The organism is Variovorax sp. ISS6, from assembly GCF_056523145.1.
On sequence record NZ_JAWRZC010000001.1, the window covers coordinates 2744757 to 2768420 of the forward strand.

General features: G+C 71.6%; 17 protein-coding genes. All 17 read left to right on the forward strand.

The features are described 5' to 3' along the window. Positions 1-46: 46 nt before the first annotated feature. The 17 genes from AC1HIL_RS12495 to AC1HIL_RS12575 all read left to right on the forward strand — a co-directional run bounded on the left by AC1HIL_RS12495 (position 47) and on the right by AC1HIL_RS12575 (position 23599). Positions 47-1213 (forward strand): ABC transporter substrate-binding protein, encoded by a 1167-nt coding sequence (locus AC1HIL_RS12495; RefSeq protein WP_057590621.1) that lies wholly within the window; start codon positions 47-49, stop codon positions 1211-1213. Between the two features lie 23 nt (positions 1214-1236). Further along, positions 1237-3696: a penicillin acylase family protein gene (locus AC1HIL_RS12500; RefSeq protein WP_479671904.1), complete on the forward strand. Its 2460-nt coding sequence runs from the start codon at positions 1237-1239 to the stop codon at positions 3694-3696. Between the two features lie 73 nt (positions 3697-3769). Further along, on the forward strand, positions 3770-4867 hold the full coding sequence (locus AC1HIL_RS12505) for an ABC transporter substrate-binding protein (RefSeq protein ID WP_261208792.1): 1098 nt from the start codon (positions 3770-3772) through the stop codon (positions 4865-4867). Between the two features lie 22 nt (positions 4868-4889). Then, positions 4890-6221 carry an aromatic ring-hydroxylating dioxygenase subunit alpha gene (locus AC1HIL_RS12510; RefSeq protein WP_479671905.1) on the forward strand — a complete coding sequence of 444 codons (1332 nt, stop codon included), beginning with the start codon at positions 4890-4892 and terminating at the stop codon, positions 6219-6221. Continuing rightward, positions 6218-6682 (forward strand): aromatic-ring-hydroxylating dioxygenase subunit beta, encoded by a 465-nt coding sequence (locus AC1HIL_RS12515; protein WP_075123354.1) that lies wholly within the window; start codon positions 6218-6220, stop codon positions 6680-6682. Before AC1HIL_RS12510 ends, AC1HIL_RS12515 begins: the two co-directional genes overlap by 4 nt. Positions 6683-6729: 47 nt before the next feature. Next, a complete protein-coding gene (locus tag AC1HIL_RS12520) occupies positions 6730-7890 on the forward strand; it encodes an ABC transporter substrate-binding protein (protein ID WP_409976486.1) in 1161 nt (386 codons plus the stop codon). A gap of 75 nt (positions 7891-7965) precedes the next feature. Beyond that, positions 7966-9021, forward strand: a complete 1056-nt coding sequence (locus AC1HIL_RS12525; protein ID WP_479671906.1) for a branched-chain amino acid ABC transporter permease — start codon at positions 7966-7968, stop codon at positions 9019-9021. Beyond that, entirely contained in the window at positions 9018-10802 is a 1785-nt protein-coding gene (locus AC1HIL_RS12530; protein ID WP_479671907.1) for a branched-chain amino acid ABC transporter ATP-binding protein/permease, read from the forward strand. The genes AC1HIL_RS12525 and AC1HIL_RS12530 overlap by 4 nt, the downstream gene beginning before the upstream one ends. After that, a complete protein-coding gene (locus tag AC1HIL_RS12535) occupies positions 10799-11539 on the forward strand; it encodes an ABC transporter ATP-binding protein (RefSeq protein WP_296730512.1) in 741 nt (246 codons plus the stop codon). The genes AC1HIL_RS12530 and AC1HIL_RS12535 overlap by 4 nt, the downstream gene beginning before the upstream one ends. After that, positions 11529-13109 (forward strand): ATP-dependent acyl-CoA ligase, encoded by a 1581-nt coding sequence (locus AC1HIL_RS12540; RefSeq protein ID WP_479671908.1) that lies wholly within the window; start codon positions 11529-11531, stop codon positions 13107-13109. The genes AC1HIL_RS12535 and AC1HIL_RS12540 overlap by 11 nt, the downstream gene beginning before the upstream one ends. Before the next feature lie 62 nt (positions 13110-13171). Further along, entirely contained in the window at positions 13172-13951 is a 780-nt protein-coding gene (locus tag AC1HIL_RS12545; protein WP_057590612.1) for an SDR family NAD(P)-dependent oxidoreductase, read from the forward strand. Next, positions 13948-14478, forward strand: coding sequence for a MarR family winged helix-turn-helix transcriptional regulator (locus AC1HIL_RS12550; protein WP_479671909.1), 531 nt, complete (start codon positions 13948-13950; stop codon positions 14476-14478). The genes AC1HIL_RS12545 and AC1HIL_RS12550 overlap by 4 nt, the downstream gene beginning before the upstream one ends. A gap of 3 nt (positions 14479-14481) precedes the next feature. Next, positions 14482-14928 (forward strand): acyl-CoA thioesterase, encoded by a 447-nt coding sequence (locus AC1HIL_RS12555; protein ID WP_479671910.1) that lies wholly within the window; start codon positions 14482-14484, stop codon positions 14926-14928. A gap of 117 nt (positions 14929-15045) precedes the next feature. After that, entirely contained in the window at positions 15046-15690 is a 645-nt protein-coding gene (locus tag AC1HIL_RS12560; protein WP_064262281.1) for a response regulator, read from the forward strand. Beyond that, entirely contained in the window at positions 15687-17444 is a 1758-nt protein-coding gene (locus tag AC1HIL_RS12565; protein ID WP_057590608.1) for an ATP-binding response regulator, read from the forward strand. The genes AC1HIL_RS12560 and AC1HIL_RS12565 overlap by 4 nt, the downstream gene beginning before the upstream one ends. Before the next feature lie 69 nt (positions 17445-17513). Next, positions 17514-19874, forward strand: a complete 2361-nt coding sequence (locus AC1HIL_RS12570) for an FAD-dependent oxidoreductase (protein WP_479672757.1) — start codon at positions 17514-17516, stop codon at positions 19872-19874. Then, positions 19853-23599, forward strand: coding sequence for an alkaline phosphatase D family protein (locus AC1HIL_RS12575; RefSeq protein WP_479672758.1), 3747 nt, complete (start codon positions 19853-19855; stop codon positions 23597-23599). Before AC1HIL_RS12570 ends, AC1HIL_RS12575 begins: the two co-directional genes overlap by 22 nt. Positions 23600-23664 lie beyond the last annotated feature (65 nt).

Sequence of the window (23664 nt, forward strand, 5' to 3'; positions counted from 1 at the left end):
ACCACCGAGTTCCCGTCACCCACCCCCTCACTCCAGGAGAAGAAGCATGACAGTCATGACCCGAATCCGTGCCCTCGCGGGCCTCGCCGTGGCCGCGGGTGCGCTCGCGGTATCGAACGCCTGGGCGGCAGACCTCAAGGTCGGTTTCATCACCTCGCTGTCGGGGCCGGTGTCCTCGCTCGGCATTCCCTACGACAAGGGCATCAAGGCCGCGCAGGCCTACAAGTCCGAGGTCGGCGGGCGCAAGGTGCAGCTGATCGCGCTCGACGACGCCTCCGATCCCTCGACCGCCGCGCGCAACGCGCGCAAGCTGATCGAGGAGGACAAGGTCGACGTCATCATCGGCACCGCCGGCGCGCCGGGCTCGCTGGCCATCGCCGGCGTGGCGCGCGAGACCAAGACCCCGCTGATCTCCATCGCCAACGCCGACCTGCCGGGCGAGGAGGGCGCGTGGATGGTGACGCTGCCGCAGCCCGCGCCGCTGATGATGGGCGCGATGGTCGAGAAGATGAAGCAGGCGGGCGTGAAGAGCGTGGCCTACATCGGCTACTCCGACGCCTGGGGCGACCTGGTCTACGACGCGCTCAACAAGGCCGCGCCCGCGGCGGGCATCAAGGTGGTGAGCAACGAGCGCTATGCGCGCAGCGACTCCTCGGTTGCCGGCCAGGTGCTCAAGATCGTCGCGCTGCGCCCCGACGCCGTCATCACCGGCGCCTCGGGCACGCCCGGCGCGCTGCCCTACCTCGCGCTGACCGAGCGCGGCTACAAGGGAAAGATCTACGGCATGCACTCGCTGATCAACCCCGACTTCATCCGCGTCGGCGGCCCGTCGGTCGATGGCCTGCTCGCGCCCACGGGCCCGGTGGTGGTGGCCGAGCAGTTGCCCGACACCAACCCGATGAAGAAGATCGCGCTCGATTTCCGTGCCGCTTTCCAGAAGGCCAACGGCGCGCCGCCGACCGACACCTTCTCGGCCTACAGCTTCGATGCCTGGCTGATCTACCTCGACGCCGCGCAGCGCGCGCTCGCCACCAAGGCCGAGCCCGGCACGCCGCAGTTCCGCCTCGCGCTGCGCGACGCCATCGTGAGCACCAAGGAGCTGGTGGGCACGCACTCGGTCTACAACTTCAAGCCCGACAACCGCTACGGCTCCGACGACCGCTCGCGCGTGGTGGTGCGGCTCGACAAGGGCCAGTGGAAGCTGGTGCCTTGAACGCCGCGCGGCCCGCCTCGCCGATGAACGCCATCGCTTCGCACCGCCCGCGCGCCCGGACCGTGGCCGGCGCGCTGCTGGCCGCGGCCTGGCTGGCCGGCTGCGCCACGCAGGCGCCGCCGGCCGGCGAGGTCACGATCAAGCGCGACGGACACGGCGTGCCGCACGTCTACGCCGGCACCACCTACGGCCTGTTCTACGGCTTCGGCTATGCGGTGGCCGAGGACCGGCTCTACCAGCTCGAGATGGCCAGGCGCTCGGGCAACGGCAGCGTGGCCGAGGTGCTCGGGCCGGACTACGTGGCGGTCGACACCGCCACGCGCTCGAACATCGACCCGGCGAGCATCCGGCGCCAGATCGATGCGCTGGGCACCGACGACCGCGCCCTGTTCGAGGGCTATGCGGCCGGCGTCAACGCGCGCATCCGCGAAGTGCTGGCCGACCGCGTGCGGCTGATGCCGCGCCAGTTCATCGACAACGGCTTCGTGCCCACGGCCTGGTCCGCCGACGACGTGGCGCTGGTCTGGATCGGGCTGATCCTCAACCGCTTCTTCGCCGGCACGGCCGAGGTCGCGAACCTCTCGCTGCTGCAGCAGCTCAAGGCGGCGCGCGGCGACGCGGCGGGCCTGCAGCTCTACGAGCAGTTGCGCTGGCTGGAGGATCCGACCGCGCCCACCATCGTGCCGCGCGGCGTGCCGTCCCCGCGCACGAGCGCGCGCGCCGAGCCCGGCGACGCGGCGCTCGCACCGCTGTCGCCCGTGGCGGCCGCCGACTTCCGCGCGACGCAGGTCGCGCGCCTGGGCCTCGCGGCGGCAGAGCAGATGCCGACCGCCAGCAATGCCTGGGTGCTCGGGCCCGGCCGCACCCGCGAGGGCGTGGCGGTGCTCTACAACGGGCCGCAGCAGGGCTTCAACAATCCGTCCTTCGTGCATGGCATCGGCCTGCACGGCGCGGGCTACGACCTGACCGGCCTCACGCCCGTGGGCCTGCTGCCGGTGCTGTTCGGCACCAACGGCACCATCGCCTGGGGCTCGACCGTGGGCTCGCTGGACACCAACGACAGCTACCAGGAAGAGCTGTCGCCCGCCGACCGCTACAGCTACCGCTACCAGGGCGCCTGGCGGCCGATGACGCGGCGGGTCGACGAGATCCGCGTCAAGGGCGAGGCGCCGCGCCGCATCGAGGTCCTTTCGACCGTGCACGGCTTCGTGCAGAGCTGGGACCTGCCCAACCAGCGCGCCTACACCGTGCGCAGCAGCTGGCAGGGCCATGAGGTCGAGACCATGCTGGGCTGGGCCCAGGCGGCCCGTGCGCGCGACTGGCCGCAGTTCCTCGCGCAGGGCGCGCGGGTCAGCGCCTCCATCACCTGGTTCTATGCCGACGTGGCGGGCAACATCGGCGTCGCCGGCCTGGGCAGCCAGCCGCGCCGGCCGGCCACGCAGGACATCCGCTTTCCCGCGCGCGGCGACGGCAGCATGGAGTGGCAGGGCCTGCTGCCCTTCGAGGCCAATCCGCGCAGCTTCAACCCGGCGCAGGGCTATCTCGCGAGCTGGAACAACCAGATCGCCGCGGGCCTGCGCGCCGACGGCGCGAACTTCTCGCACGTCGACCGCGTGGCGGAGATCCATGCGCAGCTGCAGGGCGACGCGAGGCTCGACGCCGACCAGGTCTGGCGCGTGAACGAGAACGCCGCGCTGGCCGACCTCAACGCGCGCTACTTCGTGCCGAAGATCGTCGAGGCCGCGGCGCGGCTGCCGCAGAACGATCCGGTGCGCCGTGCCGCCGATCTGCTGGCGCGCTGGGACTTCAAGAACCGGGCCGCGCCCGGCGACGCGGTCTATGCCGACAACGCCACCACCGTGCTGCGCGCCTGGCTCGCCGCCATGGGCCGCCGGCTGCTGTCGCAGGACCTGCCGGCGCCGGTGCTCGCGAACTACGCCAACCTCGGCTATCCCACGCTCACGCCGCGCGGCTCACCGGGCAGCGTGCAGCCGGCCGCGGTGTCCAAGCTGATCTGGAATGCGCTCGCGGGCCCGGCCTCGGGCGTGCCGCAGCGCATCGACTTCCTGCATGGGCAGGACCCGCAGGCGCTGGTGCGCGCGGCACTGGCCGACGCGGTGGCCGAGCTGTCGGCCGCGCGCGGCCCGGACATGGCGCGCTGGACCACGCCCGTGGTGCGGCACCGCTTCTCCAGCATCAACGCGATCGGCGTGCCCTGGGCCGGTGCCGACGAGCAGCCCGAGACCAGCCCCTACATGAACCGCGGCACGCTGAGCTACCGGGTGGTGCTGCGCCCGGGCGCGGTCGGCATGTGCTCGGTGGCCGCGCCGGGCCAGAGCGGCTTCGTCGATCCGGCCGGCCGGCGCGACAGGCACTACGGCGACCAGCTCGCGCTGTTCCAGGACTTCGGCTGCAAGCCGGAGCGGCTCACTCCGGCGCAGCTCGACGCCGACCTCGAATCCACGCGCACGCTGCGCTACTGACCCGCCCCCAGAAAGGACCACCCCCGTGACCCATCTCTTCCCCCGCCTGGCCACCGCCGTGCTGGCCGCCTGCATGGTCGCCGGCGCCGCCGCCGCCGACCTCAAGGTCGGCGTCATCAGCTCGCTCTCGGGCCCGGTCTCGGCGCTCGGCATTCCCTACGAGAAGGGCATCCGCGCCGCGCTCGCGCAGCAGCCGACCATTGCCGGCCACAAGGTCGAGCTGATCGTGCTCGACGACGCCTCCGATCCCACCACCGCCGGGCGCAACGCGCGCAAGCTGGTGACCGAGGACAAGGTCGACGTGCTGATCGGCACCTCGGGCGTGCCCGGCGCGATGGCGATCGCGGCGGTGGCGCGCGAGCTCGGCACGCCGCTGATCTCGCCCACGCCGGTGTCGCTGCCGGGGCCGGAGAACGTCTGGACCGTCTCGGTCTCGCAGCCCTTCGAGCTGATGGTGGCGGCGGTGGTCAAGCGCATGCAGCAGGCCGGCGTGAAGTCGGTGGCCTTCATCGGCTTCTCCGACGCGCTCGGCGACCTCGCCTACGACTCGCTGATGAAGAGCGCGGCCGCCGCGGGCATCAAGGTGGTGGCGAACGAGCGCTATGCACGCAGCGACTCCTCGGTGGCCGGGCAGGTGCTCAAGATCGTGGCGGCCAGGCCCGACGCGGTGTTCGCGGGCAACTCGGGCACGCCCGGCGCGCTGCCCTACCTGGCGCTGGCCGAGCGCGGCTACAAGGGCCAGATCTACGGCACGCACGGCCTGATCAACGCCGACTTCGTGCGCGTGGGCGGCAAGTCCATCGAAGGCCTGCAGGTGCCCAGCGGTCCGGTGCTGGTGGCCGAGCAGCTCGATGCTGCCAACCCGATCCGCAAGGTGTCGATGGACTTCCGCGCGGCCTACCAGAAGGCGCACGGCGCGGCGCCGGTCGATGCCTTCTCCTCGTACACCTACGACGCCTACCTGCTGCTGGCCAGCGCCGCGGCGCGCGCCAAGGGCGAGCCGGGCACGCCGGCCTACCGCACGTCGCTGCGCGATGCGATCAACAGCACCAGGGAGCTGGTCGGCACGCACGGCATCTACAACTTCAAGCCCGACAACCGCTACGGCTCGGACGAGCGCGCGGTGGTGATCGTGCGCATGGAAAAGGGCCAGTGGAAGCTGGTGCCCTGAGCGCCCGCATCCGACGCACGCCATGAGCCGCTACCGCGAACACCCCGAGGCGATCCGCGCGCTGGTCGAGGACCGGCGCGTGCACCGCGACGTTTACCTGAGCGAGGAGCTGTTCGCGCTCGAGCAGGAGCGCTTCTTCGCGCGCACCTGGCTGTTCGCGGGCCATGCGAGCGAGGTGCCCAAGGCCGGCGACTACCACACGCTCGAGCTCGCGGGCCGGCCGCTGGTGATGGTGCGGCAGGCCGATGGCGCGCTGCGGGTGTTCTACAACCGCTGCGCCCACAAGGGCAGCCGGCTCGTGAGCGACGAGCGCGGCAACGCGGGCAAGTTCTTTCGCTGCCCGTACCACGCCTGGACCTACAAGCTCGACGGCGCGCCGCTCGCGCTGCCGCTGAAGTCGGGCTACGAGAACACCGGCCTGGAGCAATGCGAGTCGGGGCGCGGCCTGTCGCCCGTGGCGGGCCTCGCGGTCTACCGCGACTTCGTGTTCGTGCGCCTGTCGCCGCAAGGCCCGAGCTTCGAGGACTATTTCGGCGGCGTGCTGCATGCCATCGACAACATGGTCGACCGCTCGCCCGAGGGCCGGCTCACGGTGGCCGGCGGCGTGCTGCGCAACATCGTCCACTGCAACTGGAAGATGTACCTCGAGAACATCAACGACACGGTGCATCCGATGTCGACGCACGAATCGGCCACCGCCGCCGCCGAGGGCCTGTGGGCCGGCATCACGGCGGCCGAGCCCGATGCGGCCAAGCCGATGGCGATGGAGCAGATCCTGCCCTTCGGCGCGGGCTACGACTTCTTCGACCGCATGGGCGGGCGCGTCTATCCCAACGGCCACAGCGTGCTGGGCATCCACTTCAGCATCCACTCGAACTACGCGCAGCTGCCGGGCTACGAGGCCGCGATGCGCGCCGCGCACGGCGAGGAACGCGCCACCGAGATCCTGCAGCGCTCGCCGCAGAACTCGGTGCTGTTCCCGAGCCTCTCGGTCAAGGGCTCGCCGCAGGCGATCCGCGTGATCCGCCCGCTCGCGGCCGACCGCACGCTGATCGAGGCCTGGAGCTTCCGCGCCGAGGGCGCGCCCGAGCTGCTGCTGGAGCGCTCGATGAACTACAACCGGCTCGTGTTCTCGCCGATGTCGGTGGTGGCGCACGACGACGTGCACCTGTTCGAGAGCATGCAGAAGGGCCTGCGCGGCGAGGGCAACGAATGGGTGAGCCTGCACCGCGACTTCGATCCGGCCGAACTGGCGCAGGGAACGGCCGAGACCAACGGCACCAACGAGCTGCTGATGCGCAACCAGTTCCGCGCCTGGGCGAAGTTCATGGGCGAGCAGGGGGAGGGTGCATGAACGACGCCATCGACCTGGTGGTGCGGGAGGCCGCGCTGCTCGACGCGCGCCGCTTCGACGACTGGCTCGCGCTGTACGACGCCGAATGCCTCTACTGGGTGCCGCTGCTCGGCGCGGCGCAGGCCGATCCGCGCAGCCACAACGCCATCGCCTGCGAGGACCGGCTGCTGCTGCAACTGCGCGTCGACCGGCTGAAGAACCCGCGCGCGCATTCGCAGCATCCCGCGAGCCATTGCCAGCATGTGCTGCAGCGCTCGGTGCCGGAGGCCGGCGAAGACGGCGAGGCCGTGCTGCGCACTCCCTTCATCTACATCGAGGCGCGGGGCGAATCGCAGGTGCTGCTGACCGGCAGCTACCGCCATCGGCTGGTGCGCATCGAAGACGGCTGGCGCATCCGCGAGAAGCGCGTCGACCTGCTCAACCCGGGCCAGGCATTGCCCGCTATCCAGCTTTTCATCTAGTTCCCTTCCTCGTTCCACTCCCCACCCTTTCCTCCAGGAGCTTCGACATGACCCGCTTGATGCAGTCCCTTCGCCACGCCGCCGTGCTCGCGCTGGCCGCCGGCCTCGGCGCCGCCGCCTTCGCGGCCGACCTCAAGGTCGGCCTGAGCGTGTCGCTGTCGGGCCCGAACTCCTCGCTGGGCGTGCCCTATGCCAAGGGCATGCAGGCCGCGCTGGCCTACAAGGGCGAGATCAACGGCCGCAAGGTGCAGCTGATCGTGCTCGACGACGGCTCCGACCCGACCACCGCGGGCCGCAATGCGCGCAAGCTGGTGGACGAGGAGAAGGTCGACGTGCTGATGGGTACCTCGGGCGTGCCGGCCGCGATCGCAATGGCGCAGGTCGGGCGCGATGCCAAGGTGCCGATGATCGGGCTCACGCCGATTCTGCTCGACCCGGCCGAGAACGGCTGGGTGATGACGGTGGCGCAGCCGACGCAGCTGATGATCGATGCGGTGGTCGAGCGCATGAAGAAGGACGGCGTGAAGTCGGTCGGCTACATCGGCTTCTCCGACGCCTGGGGCGACCTGGTCTACAACGCGCTGATGAAGGCCGCGCCGGCCGCCGGCATCCAGGTGCTGGGCAACGAGCGCTATGCGCGCGCCGACGCTTCGGTCACGGGCCAGGTGCTGAAGCTGCTCGCGATGAAGCCCGAGGCCGTGATGACCGGCGGCGCCGGCACGCCGGGCGCGCTGCCCTTTCTCGCGCTGCAGGAGCGCGGCTTCAAGGGCAAGGTCTACGGCCAGCACGGGCTGATCAACCCCGACTTCGTGCGCGTGGTCGGTGCTGCCGGCCAGGACGCGCTGATGCCCACCGGCCCGATCATCGTCGCCGAGCAGCTGCCGGCCGACCATCCCACGCGCAAGATCGGCCTCGAGTTCCGCAGCATCTTCCAGAAGGTCAACAACGCGCCCACCAGCGACGCCTTCTCGGCCTATTCCTTCGACGGCTACCTGGTGTTCGCCGATGCGGCGGCGCGCGCGCTCACGAAGGCCGAGGCCGGTACGCCCGAGTTCCGGGTCGCGCTGCGCGACGCGATCTTCAGCACCAAGGAGGTCGTGGGCACGCACGGCGTCTACAACTTCAAGCCCGGCGATCTCTACGGCGTGGACCAGCGCGCGCGCGTGATCGTGAAGCTCGACAAGGGCCAGTGGAAGCTGGCGCCTTGAGCGCGGCGTCCTCCATCCTCCATCCACCCAAAGCAAGCGAGAAGCGAGAGCGATGACGAAGCGAAGGACTGTGCAATGACCTGGGACGTGGCCCTCATCCTGGGCATCGACGGGCTGGCCAACGGGGCCATCTACCTGCTGGCCGGTCTCGGCCTGGTGTTGATCTTCTCGGTGACCCGGGTGGTCTTCGTGCCCTTCGGCGACATCGCGGCCTTCGCCGCGCTGACGCTGGCGGCCTTCGAGACCGGCAAGCTGCCGCCGACCATCGGCCTGGTGGCCGTGCTCGCGGCGCTGGCCGTGCTGACCGAGGTCGGCAGCCTGATCCGGCGCGGCGAGGCGCGGCGCATTCCGAAGGCCGTGGTGGCCTGGGGCGTGCTGCCGCTGGTGCCCTGCGCCATCGCCTGGGCCGCGGCGAGCGCCGGCGTGCCGGCGCCGGTGCAGCTCGCGGTGTCGGTGCTGCTGGTGGTGCCGGTGGCGCCGCTGCTGGCGCGCGTGGTGTTCCAGCCGATCGCCGATGCCTCGGTGCTGGTGCTGCTGATCGTCTCGCTCGCGCTGCACTTCCTGCTGTCGGGCCTGGGCCTGCTGTTCTTCGGGCCGGAAGGCTCGCGCACCAGCCCGCTGGCCTCGGGCACGCTCACGCTGGGCGACGGCTTCACCGTCAGCGGCCAGGTGATCCTGATGGTGGGCTCGGCGATCGTGCTCAGCGGCCTGTTCTTCCTGGTGTTCGAACGCACCGTGATGGGCAAGGCGCTGCGCGCCACGGCCGTCAACCGCGTCGGCGCACGGCTGGTCGGCATCCGGCCCGCGCGCACCGCGCTCTTGGCCTACGGCTGCGCCTCGCTGCTGGCGGGGCTGATCGGCGTGCTGATCGCGCCCGTGACCACCATGTACTACGACTCGGGCTTCATCATCGGCCTGAAGGCCTTCGTGGCCGCCATCATCGGCGGGCTCGTGAGCTACCCCATGACCGCCATCGGCGCGCTGGCCGTCGGCGTGGTCGAGAGCTTCGCCTCGTTCTGGAGCGGCGCACTCAAGGACGTGATCGTCTTCAGCCTGCTGATCCCCGTGCTCATGCTGCGCTCGTTCATGGCGCGGCACGTGGAAGAGGAAGAAGAGGAGGTGGACCAATGAGCCGCCGCCCGATGATCCTCTGCGCCGTGGTGATCGCCGCGCTGGCCGTGGTGCCGGCGCTGTTCGGCAGCTTCACCGTCTCGCTGCTCAACGACATCGGCATCGGCGCGCTGGTCGCGCTCGGGCTGGTGCTGCTCACGGGCGTGGGCGGCGCCACCTCCTTCGGGCAGGCGGCCTTCGTCGGCATCGCGGCCTACGCCACGGCCTGGCTCAGCACAACCCAGGGCTATTCGCCGTGGATCGGCCTGCTGTTCGCGCTGCTGCTGACCGGCCTCTCGGCGCTGGCCATCGGGCTGCTCACGCTGCGCCTGGGCGGGCACTTCCTGCCGCTGTCGACCATCGCCTGGGGGCTGTCGATCGCGATGCTGTTCGGCAACGTCGACGCGCTGGGCCGCCACACCGGCTTGTCGAACATACCGCCGCTCTTCATCGGCGGCTGGTCGCTGGCCGATCCGCGCGCCATGTACTACCTGATCTGGGCGATCGTCGGGCTGGCCTTCCTGTTCAGCCACAACCTGCTGCGCTCGCGCCCCGGCCGCGCGATCCGCAGCCTGCGCGGCGGCGCGACCCTGCTGGCGAGCGTGGGCGCCGATGCCTACCGCGTGCGGCTGTCGCTGTTCGTGACGGCGGCGCTGTTCGCCGGGCTCGCGGGCTGGCTCTATGCGCACATGAACCGCTTCGTGAGCCCCTCGCCCTTCGACGTGCGCGCGAGCATCGAGTACCTGCTGATGGCGGTGGCCGGCGGGCTCGGCAGCCTGGTCGGCGCGCTGGTGGGCGCGGGCCTGGTGCTGGTGCTCAAGAACGGGCTGCAGGACGTGCTGCCGCTGATCACCCAGCGCGCCGGCCAGCTCGAGGCGGTGGCCTTCGCGGTGCTGTTCATCGCGCTACTGCACTTCGCGCGCGGCGGGCTGATGGGCTTCGTGCGGCGGCTGCGCGCGCGCAAGGGCCCGGGAGCGGTACGCCCATCCGCGGCGCCGCTGGCGGCCGTCGAGCCGCTGCCGCACCGCGCGCTGCCGGCGCGCGGCACGCCGATCCTCTCGGTGCAGGGCGCGGTCAAGCGCTTCGGCGGGCTGGTGGCGGTCAACGACGTGAGCTTCGACGTGGCGGCTGGCGAGATCGTGGGCCTGATCGGGCCCAACGGCGCGGGCAAGTCGACCATGTTCAACCTGCTGACCTGCACCCTGCCGATGAGCTCGGGCAGCGTGCGCTTCCTGGGCCAGGACATCGCCGGCATGCCGCAGCGCGAGGTGGCGCGGCTCGGGCTGGCGCGCACCTTCCAGCACGTGAAGCTGCGCCCGCAGATGAGCCTGCTCGACAACGTGGCACTGGGCGCGCACTCGCGCACGCGCTCGGGCGTGCTGCGCGCGGGGCTGCGGCTCGATCGCGCGGAGGAGCGGCAGATATTGCAGGAGGCGCAGCGCCAGCTCGAGCGCATCGGCCTGGGCGATCGCGCGCACGAGCTCGCGGGCAGCCTGCCGCTGGGCACGCAGCGCATCCTCGAGATCGCGCGTGCGCTCGCGGCCGACCCGGTGCTGCTGGTGCTCGACGAGCCCGCGGCCGGCCTGCGCCGCAAGGAGAAGATGGCCCTGGGCGAGCTGCTGCGCAAGCTGCGCGACGAGGGCGTGACCATTCTGATCGTCGAACACGACATGGACTTCGTGATGAAACTCGTGGACCGCCTGGTGGTGATGAACTTCGGCGCCAAGCTGGTGGAGGGCGCGCCGGCCGCGGTGCGTGCCGACGAGCGGGTGCAGGCGGCGTACCTGGGGAGCGTGGCATGAGCGCGACGACCCCGATGCTGGAGATCGGCGACCTGCATGTCTCGTACGGCCAGGTCGACGCGGTGCGTGGCGTGTCGCTCGCGATGCAACCGGGCCAGATCGTCTCGGTGATCGGCCCCAACGGCGCCGGCAAGACCACGCTGCTCGCGGCCGCGATGGGCCTCTTGCCCTCGAAGGGCGTGCTGCGCTTCGAGGGCGAGGACCTGCACGGCCTGGACGTGGAGGCGCGCGTGGAGCGCGGCCTGTGCCTGGTGCCCGAGAAGCGCGAGCTGTTCGGCGAGCTCTCGGTGCTCGACAACCTGCAGCTCGGCGCCTTCTCGCGCCGGCTGCGCGGCAGTGTGCTCAAGAGCCGGCTGCAGGGCGTGTACGACCGCTTCCCGCGGCTGGCCGAGCGCCGCGCGCAGCGCGCCGACACGCTCTCGGGCGGCGAGCGTCAGATGCTGGCCGTGGGGCGCGCGCTGATGTCCTCGCCACGCCTCCTGATGCTCGACGAGCCCAGCCTGGGGCTGGCGCCGCTGATCGTGCGCGACATCCTCGCGATCGTGCGCAAGCTGCGCGAGGACGGCGTGTCGATCCTGCTGGTGGAGCAGAACGCGCGCGCGGCGCTCGAATCCTCCGACCACGGCTACGTGCTGGAAACGGGCGAGATCGCGCTCGATGGCGCCTCGCAGGACCTGGCCTGCGATCCGCGCGTGCAGGCGACCTACCTCGGCGGGGGTACGCACGATGAAGACTGAGCCGCACGCGCTGCCGCCCGCGCGACGCACGCTGCCGGCGATGCTCGAGCGGCAGGCGGCGCTGTTCGGCGACAAGCCGCTGCTGTCGATCGCCGGACGGCAATGGGCACATGCCGATGCGCGCGCGGCCGCCGCATCGCGCGCCGGCGCGCTGGCCGCGGCGGGCGTGGCGCGCGGCGATCGCGTGGCGCTGATGAGCGGCAACCGCCTCGAGGTGCTCGAGACGCTCGGCGGCTGCGGCTGGCTGGGTGCTGCGATGGTGCCGATCAACACCGCCTCGATGGCGCCGCAGATCGAATACTTCCTGGCCGACAGCGCGGCGCGGCTGCTGGTGATCGAGAGCGCCTTCCTCGACCGGCTGGCCGGCGTCGACCTCGCGCGCACCGCGCTGCGCACGGTGTGGGTGATCGGCGAGGGCGAGATCGCGCTCGAGGGCGTGGAGGTCAAGGCCTGGCCGGCCGATGGCGAGGCGATCGCCGCGGCCGAGGTGCAGCCGGGCGACACGCTCGCGATCCTCTACACCTCGGGCACCACCGGCCCGGCCAAGGGCGTGACCTGCCCGCATGCGCAGTACTACTGGTGGGGCGTGAACAGCGCGGCCGTGCTCGGCGTGGGCGCCGACGACGTGCTGTGCACCACCTTGCCGCTGTTCCATATCAATGCGCTCAACACCTTCGCGCAGGCCGCGATCACCGGCTGCCGCGTGGTGTTCGAGGCGCGCTTCTCGGCCTCGGGCTTCTGGGAGGCGATGCGCGCGCACGAGGCCACGGTGGTCTACCTGCTGGGCGCGATGGTGCCGATCTTGCTGGCGCAGCCCGAGGGGCCGGGCGAGCGCGCGCACCGGGTGCGCGTGGGCCTGGGCCCGGGCGTGCCGGCGCATGCGATGCAGAGCTTCCTGGCGCGCACGGGCGTGCGGCTGCTCGAGGGCTACGGCTCGACCGAGACCAACTTCGTCATCAGCACCGCGCCCGATTCGCCGCGCGGCGGCGTGATGGGCTGGGTGCGCCCGGGCTTCGAGGCGCGCGTGGCCGACGCGCACGACGTGGAACTGCCCGACGGCGAGGCCGGCGAGCTGCTGCTGCGCGCGAGCGAGCCCCATGCCTTCGCCAGCGGCTACTTCAACATGCCGGCCAAGACCGTCGAGGCCTGGCGCAACCTGTGGTTCCACACCGGCGACCGCGTGGTGCGCGAGGCCGACGGCGCGTTCCGCTTCGTCGACCGGCTCAAGGACGCGATCCGCCGGCGCGGCGAGAACATCTCCTCCTTCGAGGTCGAGCAGGTGCTGCTGAGCCATCCGGGCGTGGCGGCGGTGGCGGTCTACCCGGTGCGCTCGGAACTGGCCGAGGACGAGGTGATGGCGGCGCTGATCGCGCGCCCCGGCACGGCGGTGGCGCCCGCCGAGCTTGCGGCCTTCTGCGAGGCGCGGCTGCCGTACTTCGCGGTGCCGCGCTACATCGACATCCTCGAGGACCTGCCGCGCACCGAGAACGGCAAGGTCCAGAAGTACAAGCTGCGCGAGCGCGGCGTGACGACCGGCACCTGGGACCGGCAGCCGGCGCGGCGTACCTAGGCCTGTGGCCGATGTCCAGGGCGGCAAAACGCTAGAATGGTTTAGGACTAAATATTATTGCCATGCAAGCAAATTCTCTTTCCGGCCGCCATGCCCTGGTCACGGGGGCCGCGCGCGGCATCGGCGCCGAGATCGCGCGCACCCTCGCGGCCGAGGGCGCGGTGCTCACGCTGCTGGGGCGCGACCGCGAGGCGCTGCAGCGCGTGGCCGACACGCTGCCCGCCGCCGCCTCGCACCGCGTGGTGGCGGCCGACGTGGCCGACCCGGCGGCCGTGCAGCAGGCCTTCGCGCAGGCGCGCGCCGCGCTCGGGCCGCTCGCGATCCTGGTCAACAACGCGGGCGCGGCCGAGAGCGCGCCTTTCCTCAAGACCTCGGTCGAGCTCTGGCAGCGCATGCTGTCGGTCAACCTCACGGGCAGCTTCCTGTGCACCCAGGCGGCGCTGCCCGACATGCTCGAGGCCGGCTGGGGCCGCATCGTCAACATCGCGAGCACCGCGGGGCAGAAGGGCTATGCCTACGTCGCGGCCTACACGGCGGCCAAGCACGGCGTGATCGGGCTGACGCGCTCGCTGGCGCTCGAGGTGGCGCGCAAGGGCGTGACGGTGAACGCGGTCTGCCCGGGCTACACCGACACCGACATCCTGCGCAACAGCGTCGCCAACGTGGTCGGCAAGACCGGCCGCAGCGAGGCCGACGCGCTGGCGGAGTTCTCGAGCGTGAACCCGCAGCGCCGCATCGTGCAGCCCTCGGAGGTGGCCGACGCGGTGCGCTGGCTGTGCGGCGAGGGCGCCGCCTCGGTCAACGGGCAGTCGATCTCGGTCTCGGGCGGGGAGGTCACATGAAGCACAACGATGCCTCGCATGCCGCGCTGAGCGACGCGGAGGAACTGGGCCACGAGGCGCGCGCGCGCACCGAGGACCATGCGGCCCTCAAGCTGTGGCTGCGCATGCTGGCCAGCACCACCCAGATCGAGGCCGAGATCCGGCGCCGGCTGCGCGAGCGCTTCGGCATCTCGCTGGCGCGCTTCGACTACATGGCGCAGCTCTACCGCCACAAGGAAGGGCTGAAGATGCGCGTGCTCTCGCGCTACCTGATGGTGACCGGCGGCAACGTCACCGGCCTCACCGACGAGCTGGAGCGCGAGGGCGTGGTGGCGCGCGCGCCCAGCCCCGAGGACCGCCGGGCCTGGATCGTGAGCCTCACGCCCAAGGGCCGCGCCGGCTTCGAGGCGATGGCGAGCGAGCACGAGCAATGGATCCTCGAGATGTTCTCGGGCCTGGACATGAAGACCATCAAACAGATGCATGCCCAGCTCGGCGAGCTGCGCGTGCACGTGATGCGCAGCGAACCCGCGGGCGAGGAGGGCTGAGCGATGGCCGAGATGCCCGCGCCGCGCTTCGCCGAATTCAGCCGGCCGCGGCTGATCCGCTTCTCGGACTGCGACCCGGCCGGCATCGTCTTCTACCCGCAGTACTTCGTGATGCTCAACGGGCTGGTCGAGGACTGGGTCAACGAGGAGCTCGGCATCGGCTACGACGCGCTGGTCACCGGCCGCCGCGTCGGCCTGCCGACCGTGAAGCTCGAGGCCGATTTCCGCGCCGTGAGCCGCATGAGCGACCGGGTGGCGCTGGGGTTGGCGGTCGAGCGGCTCGGTTCGCGTTCCCTGAGCCTGCGGCTGCGTTGCTTCGAGCCGGTGTCGGGCGAAGTGCGCATGCAGGTCGGCCAGGTGCTGGTGACCACTTCGCTGGAAACCCACAAGGCAATCGAGATCCCGGCCGACCTGCGCGCGGCGATCCTGAAGGGCGCGATGCCTTCTTAAGCCCCGGGGAATGTCGATCCCTCTAAAGGAGGAGTTCCCCCGGGCTTGTACTACCAGCGTACTGCTTCCACAATTCCGGGCCTGGGAAAATAAGGCGGAGTTGAATGGGAACGGTTGATGAGAATCCTGCTGGTTGACGATCACGGCCTCGTGCGCGAGGGCGTGGCACTTCTTTTGCGCTCGCTCGACCCCAAGATCGGCGTGCACCAGACCGCCGACATCCACGATGCGATCGCGGCCATGCGCACGCATGGCCCGTTCGACATCGTGCTGCTCGACCTCGAGATGCCCGGCATGCGCGAGCTCGACTCGCTGCACCTGTTCCGCGGCCAGTTCCCCGAGCAGGCGGTGGTCGTGCTGTCGGCCAACGAAGACCCCAACACGGTGCGCCGCGCGATCGACGACGGCGCCATGGGCTACGTCAAGAAGTCGCTCGACCCGGCGACCATGATGCAGGCGCTGCGCGTGGTGCTCGACGACGGCATCTACGTGCCGCCGGTGTGCCTCGAGCCTCCGCGCACCGACGAGCCCTCGCCGGCCGACCGGCTCGCGAGCCTGCGGCTGTCGCCGCGTCAGGAGGAAGTGCTGCTGCGCCTGGCCCACGGCAAGTCGAACAAGGCGATCGCGCGCGAGCTCAACATCTCCGACACCACCGTGAAGTCGCACCTGAAGGTGGTGTTCGAGATCCTCGACGTCCACAGCCGCACCCAGGCCATGTACGAGCTCTCCCGCCTCGGCTGGCGCGCGATGGAAGCCGGATGAGGAACCGGGCCGCGGCGCTGGTCGCCGAGCAGGTCGGGTTGCTCGCGACCCAGTCGCGCAACGCCGTCCTCGGCTTGCTGGTCGGCTGCTCCTTCGTCTCTGCGATCCTCGCGCGGCACGTGTCGTGGGTGCTGATCGGAGCCTGGCTGGCGCTGTTCATCGGCGCCAACGCCTACCGCATGCGGCTGGGCGCGCGCCTGCTGAGCGACCGCGAGCCGCGCGACGCCGCGGCGCTGAGCAAGTTCTTCTACATCGCGCTGGTCAACGGCATCTGGATCGGGCTGCTGCCCGTGATGTTCTTCGGCGTGCTGCCCGACGAGTCGCGGCTCGCGCTGACCGTGATCGTGCTGCTCGCCGCGGCCGGCGGGGCCGCCACCTATGCCTCCTTCGCGCGCGGCTACCTGTGCTTCCTGCTGGTCGGCGTGCCGCTGGTGGCGCTGGGCTGGGGGCTGCACGGCGGTCCGCGTGCCTGGGCGGTGGTGCTGTCGCTGCTGATGTACGCGGTGGTGATGGCGCGCTTCTCGACCTATCTGGCGAGCGTGTTCGAGCGCTCGGTGCTGATCCGCTTCGAGGCCGACGCGCAGCGCGAGCAGGCCGAGCGGATGCGCGTGGTCGCCGAGGAGGAGCGCGGCAAGGCCGAGGAGGCGCGCCACGTGGCCGAGGAGGCGAGCGTCTCGAAGTCGCGCTTCCTGGCCAATGCCAGCCACGACCTGCGCCAGCCGGCGCAGGCGCTCGCGCTCTACACGGCGGTGCTGACGCACAACGCCGAGACCGACGAGCAACGCCAGATCGCGCGCAGCATCGCCGAGGCCAGCCGCGTGCTGGGCGATTTGCTCGACAACCTGCTCGACATGTCGCGCCTCGATGCCGGCGCGGTGCAGCCGCGCGCGCAGGCGGTCGACATCGGCCAGATGCTGGCGCGCCAGGGCACCGAGGCGCGCGCCATGCTGGCCGGGCGCAACGTGCGGGTGGAAGTGGAGGGCGGCGCTTTCGTGGCCCAGACCGACCCGGTGCTGCTCGAGCGCGCGCTGCGCAACATCGTGGGCAATGCGGTGAAGTTCACCACCTCGGGCCTGATCGCGATCCGCGCCCACATCGTCGGTCCGGTGATCCGCTTCGAGGTGGAAGACACCGGCCAGGGCATCGCGACCGAACACCAGACGCTGATCTTCGAAGAGTTCTTCCAGGTCGACAACCAGGAGCGCGACCGGGCCCGCGGCCTCGGCCTCGGGCTGTCGATCGTGCGCCGGCTGATCCACATGCTCGGCGGCGAGGTGAAGGTGGAATCGGCGGCCGGCAAGGGCTCGAAGTTCACGCTGACCATTCCCGCGCTGTTCACGCGCGCGCCCGACGAATCCGACCTGCGGCCGCGCCCCTCGGTGCCGATGCCCGATCTGCGCGGCCGGCGCGTGCTGGTGATCGACGACGAGCAGATGGTGAGCAACAGCCTGAGCGCGCTGCTCCAGACCTGGGGCGCCGACGTGGACACCGCCGACGGCCTGCATGCCGCGCTCGCGCTCGGGCCGCCCGGCAACTGGCAGCTGTGCCTGTGCGACCTGCGCCTGCGCGGTGGCGAGGACGGCATCTCCACGGCGGCGCGGTTGAACCGCGATGCGCCCGACCTGCCGATCGTCTTCATCACGGGCGACACGGCCCCCGCGCGCATCGAGCAGGCGACCCGCACCGGCCGGCCGCTGATGCACAAGCCGGTGGACGAAGTCCAGCTCGCGAGGCAGGTGCGCGCCTTGCTCTGAGTCCGTATTCGCCCCCCAGGTCCACCGTCGGCGGGCCACGATTTCCTCTCTCCCGTTTCCCGCCGTCCCATGTCCTCGCCCACCGCGCAGCCGCTGTCCATTCCCTTCGACGAATGGAAGCCTCCCGAGCCGCTGCAGCTCGATGCCGTCGTGATCGGCTCGGGCTATGGCGGCAGCGTGGCCGCGCTGCGGCTCGCGCAGGCCGGCCGGCGCGTGGTGCTGCTCGAGCGCGGCTCGGAGTTCCTGCCGGGCGAGTTCGCCAACGACGTGGGCCAGCTGCCCAAGTACCTGCGTTTCCAGGGCCCGCAGGGGCCGATGGGCAGCCCCTGCGGCCTGTTCGAATGGCGTGTCGGGCCGGGCATGGCTTCGCTGGTGGCCAACGGTTTCGGCGGCGGCAGCCTGATCAATGCCGGCGTGCTGGTGCAGCCCGACGACGACGTCTTCGCCCAGCCCGCGTGGCCGGCCCAGATCCGCCATGCGCTCGACGACGACAGGCCCGGCCTGCGCCTGCCGTCGGCCTTCGCGCGCGCCAGGGAACAGCTGCAGGGCACGCGCTTCTCGATCCGCACCGCGGACGGCGCCGAGGCCGAACCGCTGCCCAAGTCGCAGGCGCTGGCGAAGCTCTGCGAGACGCTGCAGCGCGACAAGACGCTGCGCAAGCACGCGCCACGGGTGCACGCGGCAACGCTGACCATCGACCCGGCGCGCTGCAGCCATTGCGGCGACTGCTTCACCGGCTGCAACACGCCCGGCGCCAAGCACACCCTGCCCACCACCTACCTGAAGCAGGCCGGCGAGCTGGGCGTGCAGTTCGTGAGCCGCTGCACCGTCTATGCCCTCGAGCCGCAGCGCAAGACCGGCCGCTGGCGCTTCACCGCGGTGGAGACCGAACGCAGCCGCGACCTGCGCAACATGGCCGACCTGGTGACGCAGCACGGCCGCAGCTTCGAGGCCGCGCTGGTGGTGGTCGCGGCCGGCACCTTCGGCAGCACCGAGCTGCTGATGCGTTCGCAGAAGGTGCACGAGCATTTCACGCTGTCGCCCACGCTGGGCACGCGCGTGAGCGCGAACGGCGACAGCGTGAGCGTGATCGCCGACCTCGAGACGCCGGTGGACAACGTGGGCCGCGGCGCGCTCCCCGAGGCCCAGGCCGGCCGGCCCGTGGGACCGACGATCACGACCCTGCTCGACCTGCGCGGCAGCGGCGACGACCGGCCGCCGCTGCAGGAGCGCGTGATGCTGCAGGACGGCGCGGTGCCCGGCCCGCTGTCGCGCCTGTACGAGGAGATGCTGGCCATCGCCTGGACCCTGCGCCACATCGGCGCGCGCGCGCCATCGCCGCGCGCGCACGGCCGCGGCATCGATCCGCTGGCCGCCTCGCCCGAGCTCGCCGCCCACAGCCAGCTGCTGCTGGCGATGGGCCACGACAGCTCGCAGGGACGGGCGGTCTGGGTGTCCGAGATGGACGGCATCGCCCCCTACTGGCCGCGGCCGCAGGAGGCGCCCACCTACGCCGCGCAGCAGCGCATGTTCGATGCGGGCACGAGGCGCGACGGCGTGCACCTGCACCTGCCGACCTGGCAGGCGCTGCCGCCGGGCGCCGCGACCTTGCTGTCCGGGCCGAAGCCCGATGCGCTCGCGATGACGGTGCATCCGCTCGGCGGCTGCCCGATGGGCGACAACCACGACTCGGGCGTGGTCGACCACCTGGGGCGGGTCTGGCGCGGCGACAACGAACTCTGGCACGGCCTCTACGTGCTCGACGGTTCGATCGTCCCGACCTCGCTGGGCTGCAATCCGCTGTGGACCATCACCGCGCTGGCGGAACGCGCGATGGCGCACCTGGCGCCCGGGCTGCGCGTCGCCGGCCCGACCGCCACGCCGACGCCCGTGCCGCAGCGCGGCCTGCCGCGCTCCACCGCGGGCTGGTCGCGGCCCGGGCCGATGCGGGTCGAGGCCCGCGCGCGCGAGCGGCTGGAGTGCCGCGCGCTGCCGCTGCAGGGTCCGCTGCGCCGCATGCTGGGCACGCCGACCGCCGACTGCGACATGGTGGTCAGCATGCACACCTTCGACTGGCAGCAGCTGTGGAGCGATGCACGGCATCGCTTCACGGGCGTGCGCGGGCTGTTGCGCTTCGAACCCCTGGTCGAAGGCGCGGCCCCCGATGCCAGGCCGGCCAGCGAGCGCTTCGTCAGCTACAAGATCCGCGGCGGCGCGGTCTCCATCCTCGCGGTGGAGCCAGGCGGTCCGCTCGCGACCCTGCGGCGCATCGCCAGCCTGCCGCGCACGGTATTGACCTGGTTCATCTTGCGCGGCTACCTCGACTGGCGGCGTGGCGACACCGAGATCACGCTCGAGCGCAGCCGCAACATGTTCTGGGCCTGGTGGGCCGCCACCGAGATCGGCATGTGGAGTACGACCTCGGGCTGACGCTGCGCCCGGGCGGCGTGCCTCGGCCCGATCCGGTCCGGCGGCTGCGGCTGCGCGGCACCAAGGAGGTCGTCTATGCCGCGAGCTGGCCGCAGCTCGTGGGGCATGGCGCGCGGCGGCTGTGGCAATGGCGGTGGGCCGACGACCGTCCGGGCAAGGCCGTGCCGGCCGACCTGCGGCCCGACCTGTTCACCCAGCTCACCTGCCCGGTCATCACGCTCGATGCCGACGACCGGCCGGCACCCTGGTGGTCGCCGTGGCGCAACCGTGTGGCGAAAGCGCACTTCGCGTTCGACGTGGCGCGCGCGGTGCGCGATACCCCGATCGAACTGCTCGGCGGCGCCGACGCCAGCTCGGCGATGGGCACGCTGGTGGCCTATCCGGCGCTGCTCGCGCGCTTCGCGCTGCAGTCGCGCATGCTCGATTTCCGGCTGCCCGACTACAGCGGCAGCCCGCTGGTCGACGTCGCCAGCCGCGAGGACCTGAAGCTGCGCGGCGAGGCCTGCGGCGGCACGCAGGGCGACGTCCATCCGCAGGCGCATTCGCTGTGGGTGCGGCGCGGCCGCTCGTCGAGCGACGACGGCACCGAGGCCGTGGAGAACGTGCAGCTTCGGCTGTGGCGCTACCGGCGGCCCGGCGCCGACGGGCTGCCCGAGTTCCTGGACGGCCAGTGGTGCGGCGTGCCCGTGCGGCGCGCGCGCTCGGTGCTGCTGACCCATGCCTTCGGCATGTCGGGCCACACCTTCACCTTCAAGGGCACGACGCAGAACTTCGCCGAGCACCTGTATGGCCTGGGCTGGGAGGTCTGGGTGCTCGACACCCGGCTGAGCCCGCGTTCGCGGGCCTCGCAGGAGCCGGGTACCGCCGACCAGGTCGCGATGGTCGACATCCCGGAGGCGGTCGATTTCGTGCTCGACCTGCTGCGCAACGAGCGCGACCGGGTCGTCGGTCCCGAGGCCGGGCTGCCGCTGCAGCTCCATGCCTTCGGCCAGTGCCTCGGCGCGGCGGCCTTCCAGATGGCGCTGCTGGCGGGGCGGCTGTCCTATCCGATCGAGAGCGCCGGCTACGTGTCGGCCACCGGCGTGCGTCCGCTGCTGCCGAAGCTCGCGGGCCTGGTGAGCGCGCAGACGCACCTGTTCACGGTCGGCTCGCGCTCCTCGCAGGGCAAGACCTGGCTGCCGGCCTTCATCCGCAACCTGGCGGGCCGCACCACGGTGCCGCTGGCGGTGCGCGGGCCGGTGGAGTCGCTGGTCGAATCGCTGGTCGACCGCCTGTTCGCGGCGCTGCCGGTGCCGCCCGGCGAGCACTGCCCGGGCGAGGGCACGCTGGGCCGGCCGCACGACGACGACTGCGCGACCTGCAGGCGCGTGCGCTTCCTCGACGCCGAGCTGTTCAAGCACCGCAACCTCAACGCCCGGACCCACCGCGAACTGCCCAAGCTGTTCGGCAACGCCTCGGTGCGCGTGTTCGCGCATGCGGCGCGCTTCGTCGAATACGAGCGGCTGGTCAGCGAGGACGGCTTCAACGTCTACGCCAACGACAGCGCGATCGCGCGCCACATGGCGCTGCCGATCCGCTTCGTGCACGGCTGCGAGAACGAGCTGTTCGACAAGGAAGGGGCGCTGCGCTCGTCGCTGCAGTTCGCGCAGATCCATCCCGACTGGGTGCCGCTGTTCGGCAAGGCGACCGAGGGGCAGCCGCCGCACATGTGCGACCTGATCGCGGGCCATGGCCACCTCGATCCGCTGATCGGCCAGGCGGCGATGGATCGCGTCGACGGCGAGGCCAGTCCCTACGAACGGCTGGCGGCCTTGCTGAACCAGGCCTGGGGATCGCGCGAACATGGGCCGGCCGTCGCCGCGCCCGGCGTCGACGAGGACATCCCGCCGGCGAGCCCGCATCCGAACCACGAGGTGCGCTTTCCGCGGGCCGGCCCCTGGGTCGGGCCGATGGAGCCGATGGACGTCGACCCGCAACTGGCCCTGTACTGCGCCATGCCGCCGGGCCCGTCGCGCGGCGTGCGCGTGGCCTTCGTGGTCGACGACACCGCCGCCGACGCGCTGCTCAGCCGCGGGCTGGCGGCCAGCGCCATCGTGCACCTGGGGCCGCGTCTCTATCGCGTGCCGCTGGAGATCGTCGACTTTCCCGCGCCGATGGTGGCGCGCGACGGCTTCCTGCTGCCGCCGCCGCGGCGGCCCTGGGTGCTCGGCAGCGCGCAGGGCCGCACCGATGGCAGCAGCGCGATCCGCGTGGCCTGCGGCAGCATTCCGCTGCCCGAGGGCGGGACGTGGGAGCGCGCGCGCATCGAGTGCGTCTCGCACGCACCGGCGCTCGATGCACGGACCGCGAGCCGGCCACTGCAGCGGCTGCCCGATGAGGTCGTGGAAGGGCCGCCGGTGGCGTTCTCGGCCGCCGCGGAGGCGGCCGAGCTGATGGCGCTGCAGGGCTCGATCCGCTTCGCGGCGGAAGCGGCGGTGCGCGAGCGCGAGGTGGGGCGCGGGCCCTTTCCCGCCTCGCTGTCGCACCAGCGTCGCAATGCACCGCTGGCGGAACACCGCTGGATCCGCCTCAGGCCGCGCATGCTGGCCGCGCGCGAGGGCGCGCTGTGCATCGCCATCGGCAGCTGCAGCTACCCGGGCTTCTCCTTCGACAGCGAACCGGCCTCGGCCTCGTTCGAGCGCTTGTTGAAGACCGTGCGCAAGCTGGGAGCGGGTGGCCCCGAGATGCTGTTCATGCTCGGCGACCAGATCTATGCCGACGCGACCGGCGGCATCATCGATTCGACCAATCCCGTCGAGCGCTACACCGACCGGCACCAGCGGGCCTTCACGCGGCGCGCCTTGCAGCAACTGCTGGCGCGGGTGCCGTCGGTGTGCACGGTGGACGACCACGAGTTCACCGACAACTACCCGCTGGCCCGCTCGCTGTTCAAGCCGCATCTCGCGCGCCGCGGCTACAGCCGCCTGCGCGAGCAACATGCGCTGCAGGCCGCGCAGAACGCGTTGACCGCCTACCAGCTGATGCACGGCAGCGAGAGCATGCGTCGCTTCGGCTTCGCGCGCTACGAGCGCGGCGGCGTGCGCTTCTTCGTGGCCGACACGCGACGCTGGCGCAAGGCCGCCCGGCACAGCGCGCCGGGCAAGCCGGTCGCGGTGCGCACGCTGTCGGACGAGGCGCGCGCGGCCTTCCACGCCTGGGTGGAGGAGGGCCGCGACAGCGACGCCTTCCATTGCCTGCTCACGGGCAGCGTGCTGCTGCCGGGGCTGGTGCCGGGCTGCGATCCCGCGAATCCCGGCCCGCCGGACTCGATGCAGGCCGCGCCGGCAGAACGCGCCGAGCTGCTGGGCCGACTGGCCGATGCGGTGCCGGGGCGCTTCGCCTGCATCTCGGGCGACTACCACCTGAGCTTCTCGGGCGCGGTCACGGTGGATGGCGTGCGCGTCGGCGCGGTGATGCTCGCGCCGGCCTTCTACGCGCCCCTGCCGTATGCCAACTGCTCGCCCGGCGATCTGTGGCTCGACGAGGACCTTTCATTGCCCGACGGTCGCACGTTGCGGCTCGAGGCGATCGATGGCGAGCTGCCGCAGCGTGGATCGGGCTACGGCCTGCTGCGCTTCGAGCGATGCGCCGAGGGCTGGTCGGCCGCGCTGTCGACCGACCTGCTGGTGCTCGAGGAGGGCGCGACCAGGAAGCGCTTCGACTGGCCGCGCGTCGACCTCTCGTAGCGCCGCGCGGCGTTTCTCCTCCAATTGGGGCATGCGCGCGGCGCGACGATGAACTCCAATCCCCG

Bases quoted from the DNA above. Each gene is read 5' to 3' on its own strand.
- AC1HIL_RS12545 (WP_057590612.1), top strand. From the start codon at position 13,172: ATGCAAGCAAATTCTCTTTCCGGCCGCCATGCCCTGGTCACGGGGGCC.
- AC1HIL_RS12550 (WP_479671909.1), top strand. From the start codon at position 13,948: ATGAAGCACAACGATGCCTCGCATGCCGCGCTGAGCGACGCGGAGGAA.
- AC1HIL_RS12560 (WP_064262281.1), top strand. From the start codon at position 15,046: ATGAGAATCCTGCTGGTTGACGATCACGGCCTCGTGCGCGAGGGCGTG.
- AC1HIL_RS12555 (WP_479671910.1), top strand. From the start codon at position 14,482: ATGGCCGAGATGCCCGCGCCGCGCTTCGCCGAATTCAGCCGGCCGCGG.
- AC1HIL_RS12530 (WP_479671907.1), top strand. From the start codon at position 9,018: ATGAGCCGCCGCCCGATGATCCTCTGCGCCGTGGTGATCGCCGCGCTG.
- AC1HIL_RS12570 (WP_479672757.1), top strand. From the start codon at position 17,514: ATGTCCTCGCCCACCGCGCAGCCGCTGTCCATTCCCTTCGACGAATGG.
- AC1HIL_RS12515 (WP_075123354.1), top strand. From the start codon at position 6,218: ATGAACGACGCCATCGACCTGGTGGTGCGGGAGGCCGCGCTGCTCGAC.
- AC1HIL_RS12520 (WP_409976486.1), top strand. From the start codon at position 6,730: ATGACCCGCTTGATGCAGTCCCTTCGCCACGCCGCCGTGCTCGCGCTG.
- AC1HIL_RS12540 (WP_479671908.1), top strand. From the start codon at position 11,529: ATGAAGACTGAGCCGCACGCGCTGCCGCCCGCGCGACGCACGCTGCCG.
- AC1HIL_RS12505 (WP_261208792.1), top strand. From the start codon at position 3,770: ATGGTCGCCGGCGCCGCCGCCGCCGACCTCAAGGTCGGCGTCATCAGC.
- AC1HIL_RS12500 (WP_479671904.1), top strand. From the start codon at position 1,237: ATGAACGCCATCGCTTCGCACCGCCCGCGCGCCCGGACCGTGGCCGGC.
- AC1HIL_RS12535 (WP_296730512.1), top strand. From the start codon at position 10,799: ATGAGCGCGACGACCCCGATGCTGGAGATCGGCGACCTGCATGTCTCG.
- AC1HIL_RS12525 (WP_479671906.1), top strand. From the start codon at position 7,966: ATGACCTGGGACGTGGCCCTCATCCTGGGCATCGACGGGCTGGCCAAC.
- AC1HIL_RS12510 (WP_479671905.1), top strand. From the start codon at position 4,890: ATGAGCCGCTACCGCGAACACCCCGAGGCGATCCGCGCGCTGGTCGAG.
- AC1HIL_RS12495 (WP_057590621.1), top strand. From the start codon at position 47: ATGACAGTCATGACCCGAATCCGTGCCCTCGCGGGCCTCGCCGTGGCC.
- AC1HIL_RS12565 (WP_057590608.1), top strand. From the start codon at position 15,687: ATGAGGAACCGGGCCGCGGCGCTGGTCGCCGAGCAGGTCGGGTTGCTC.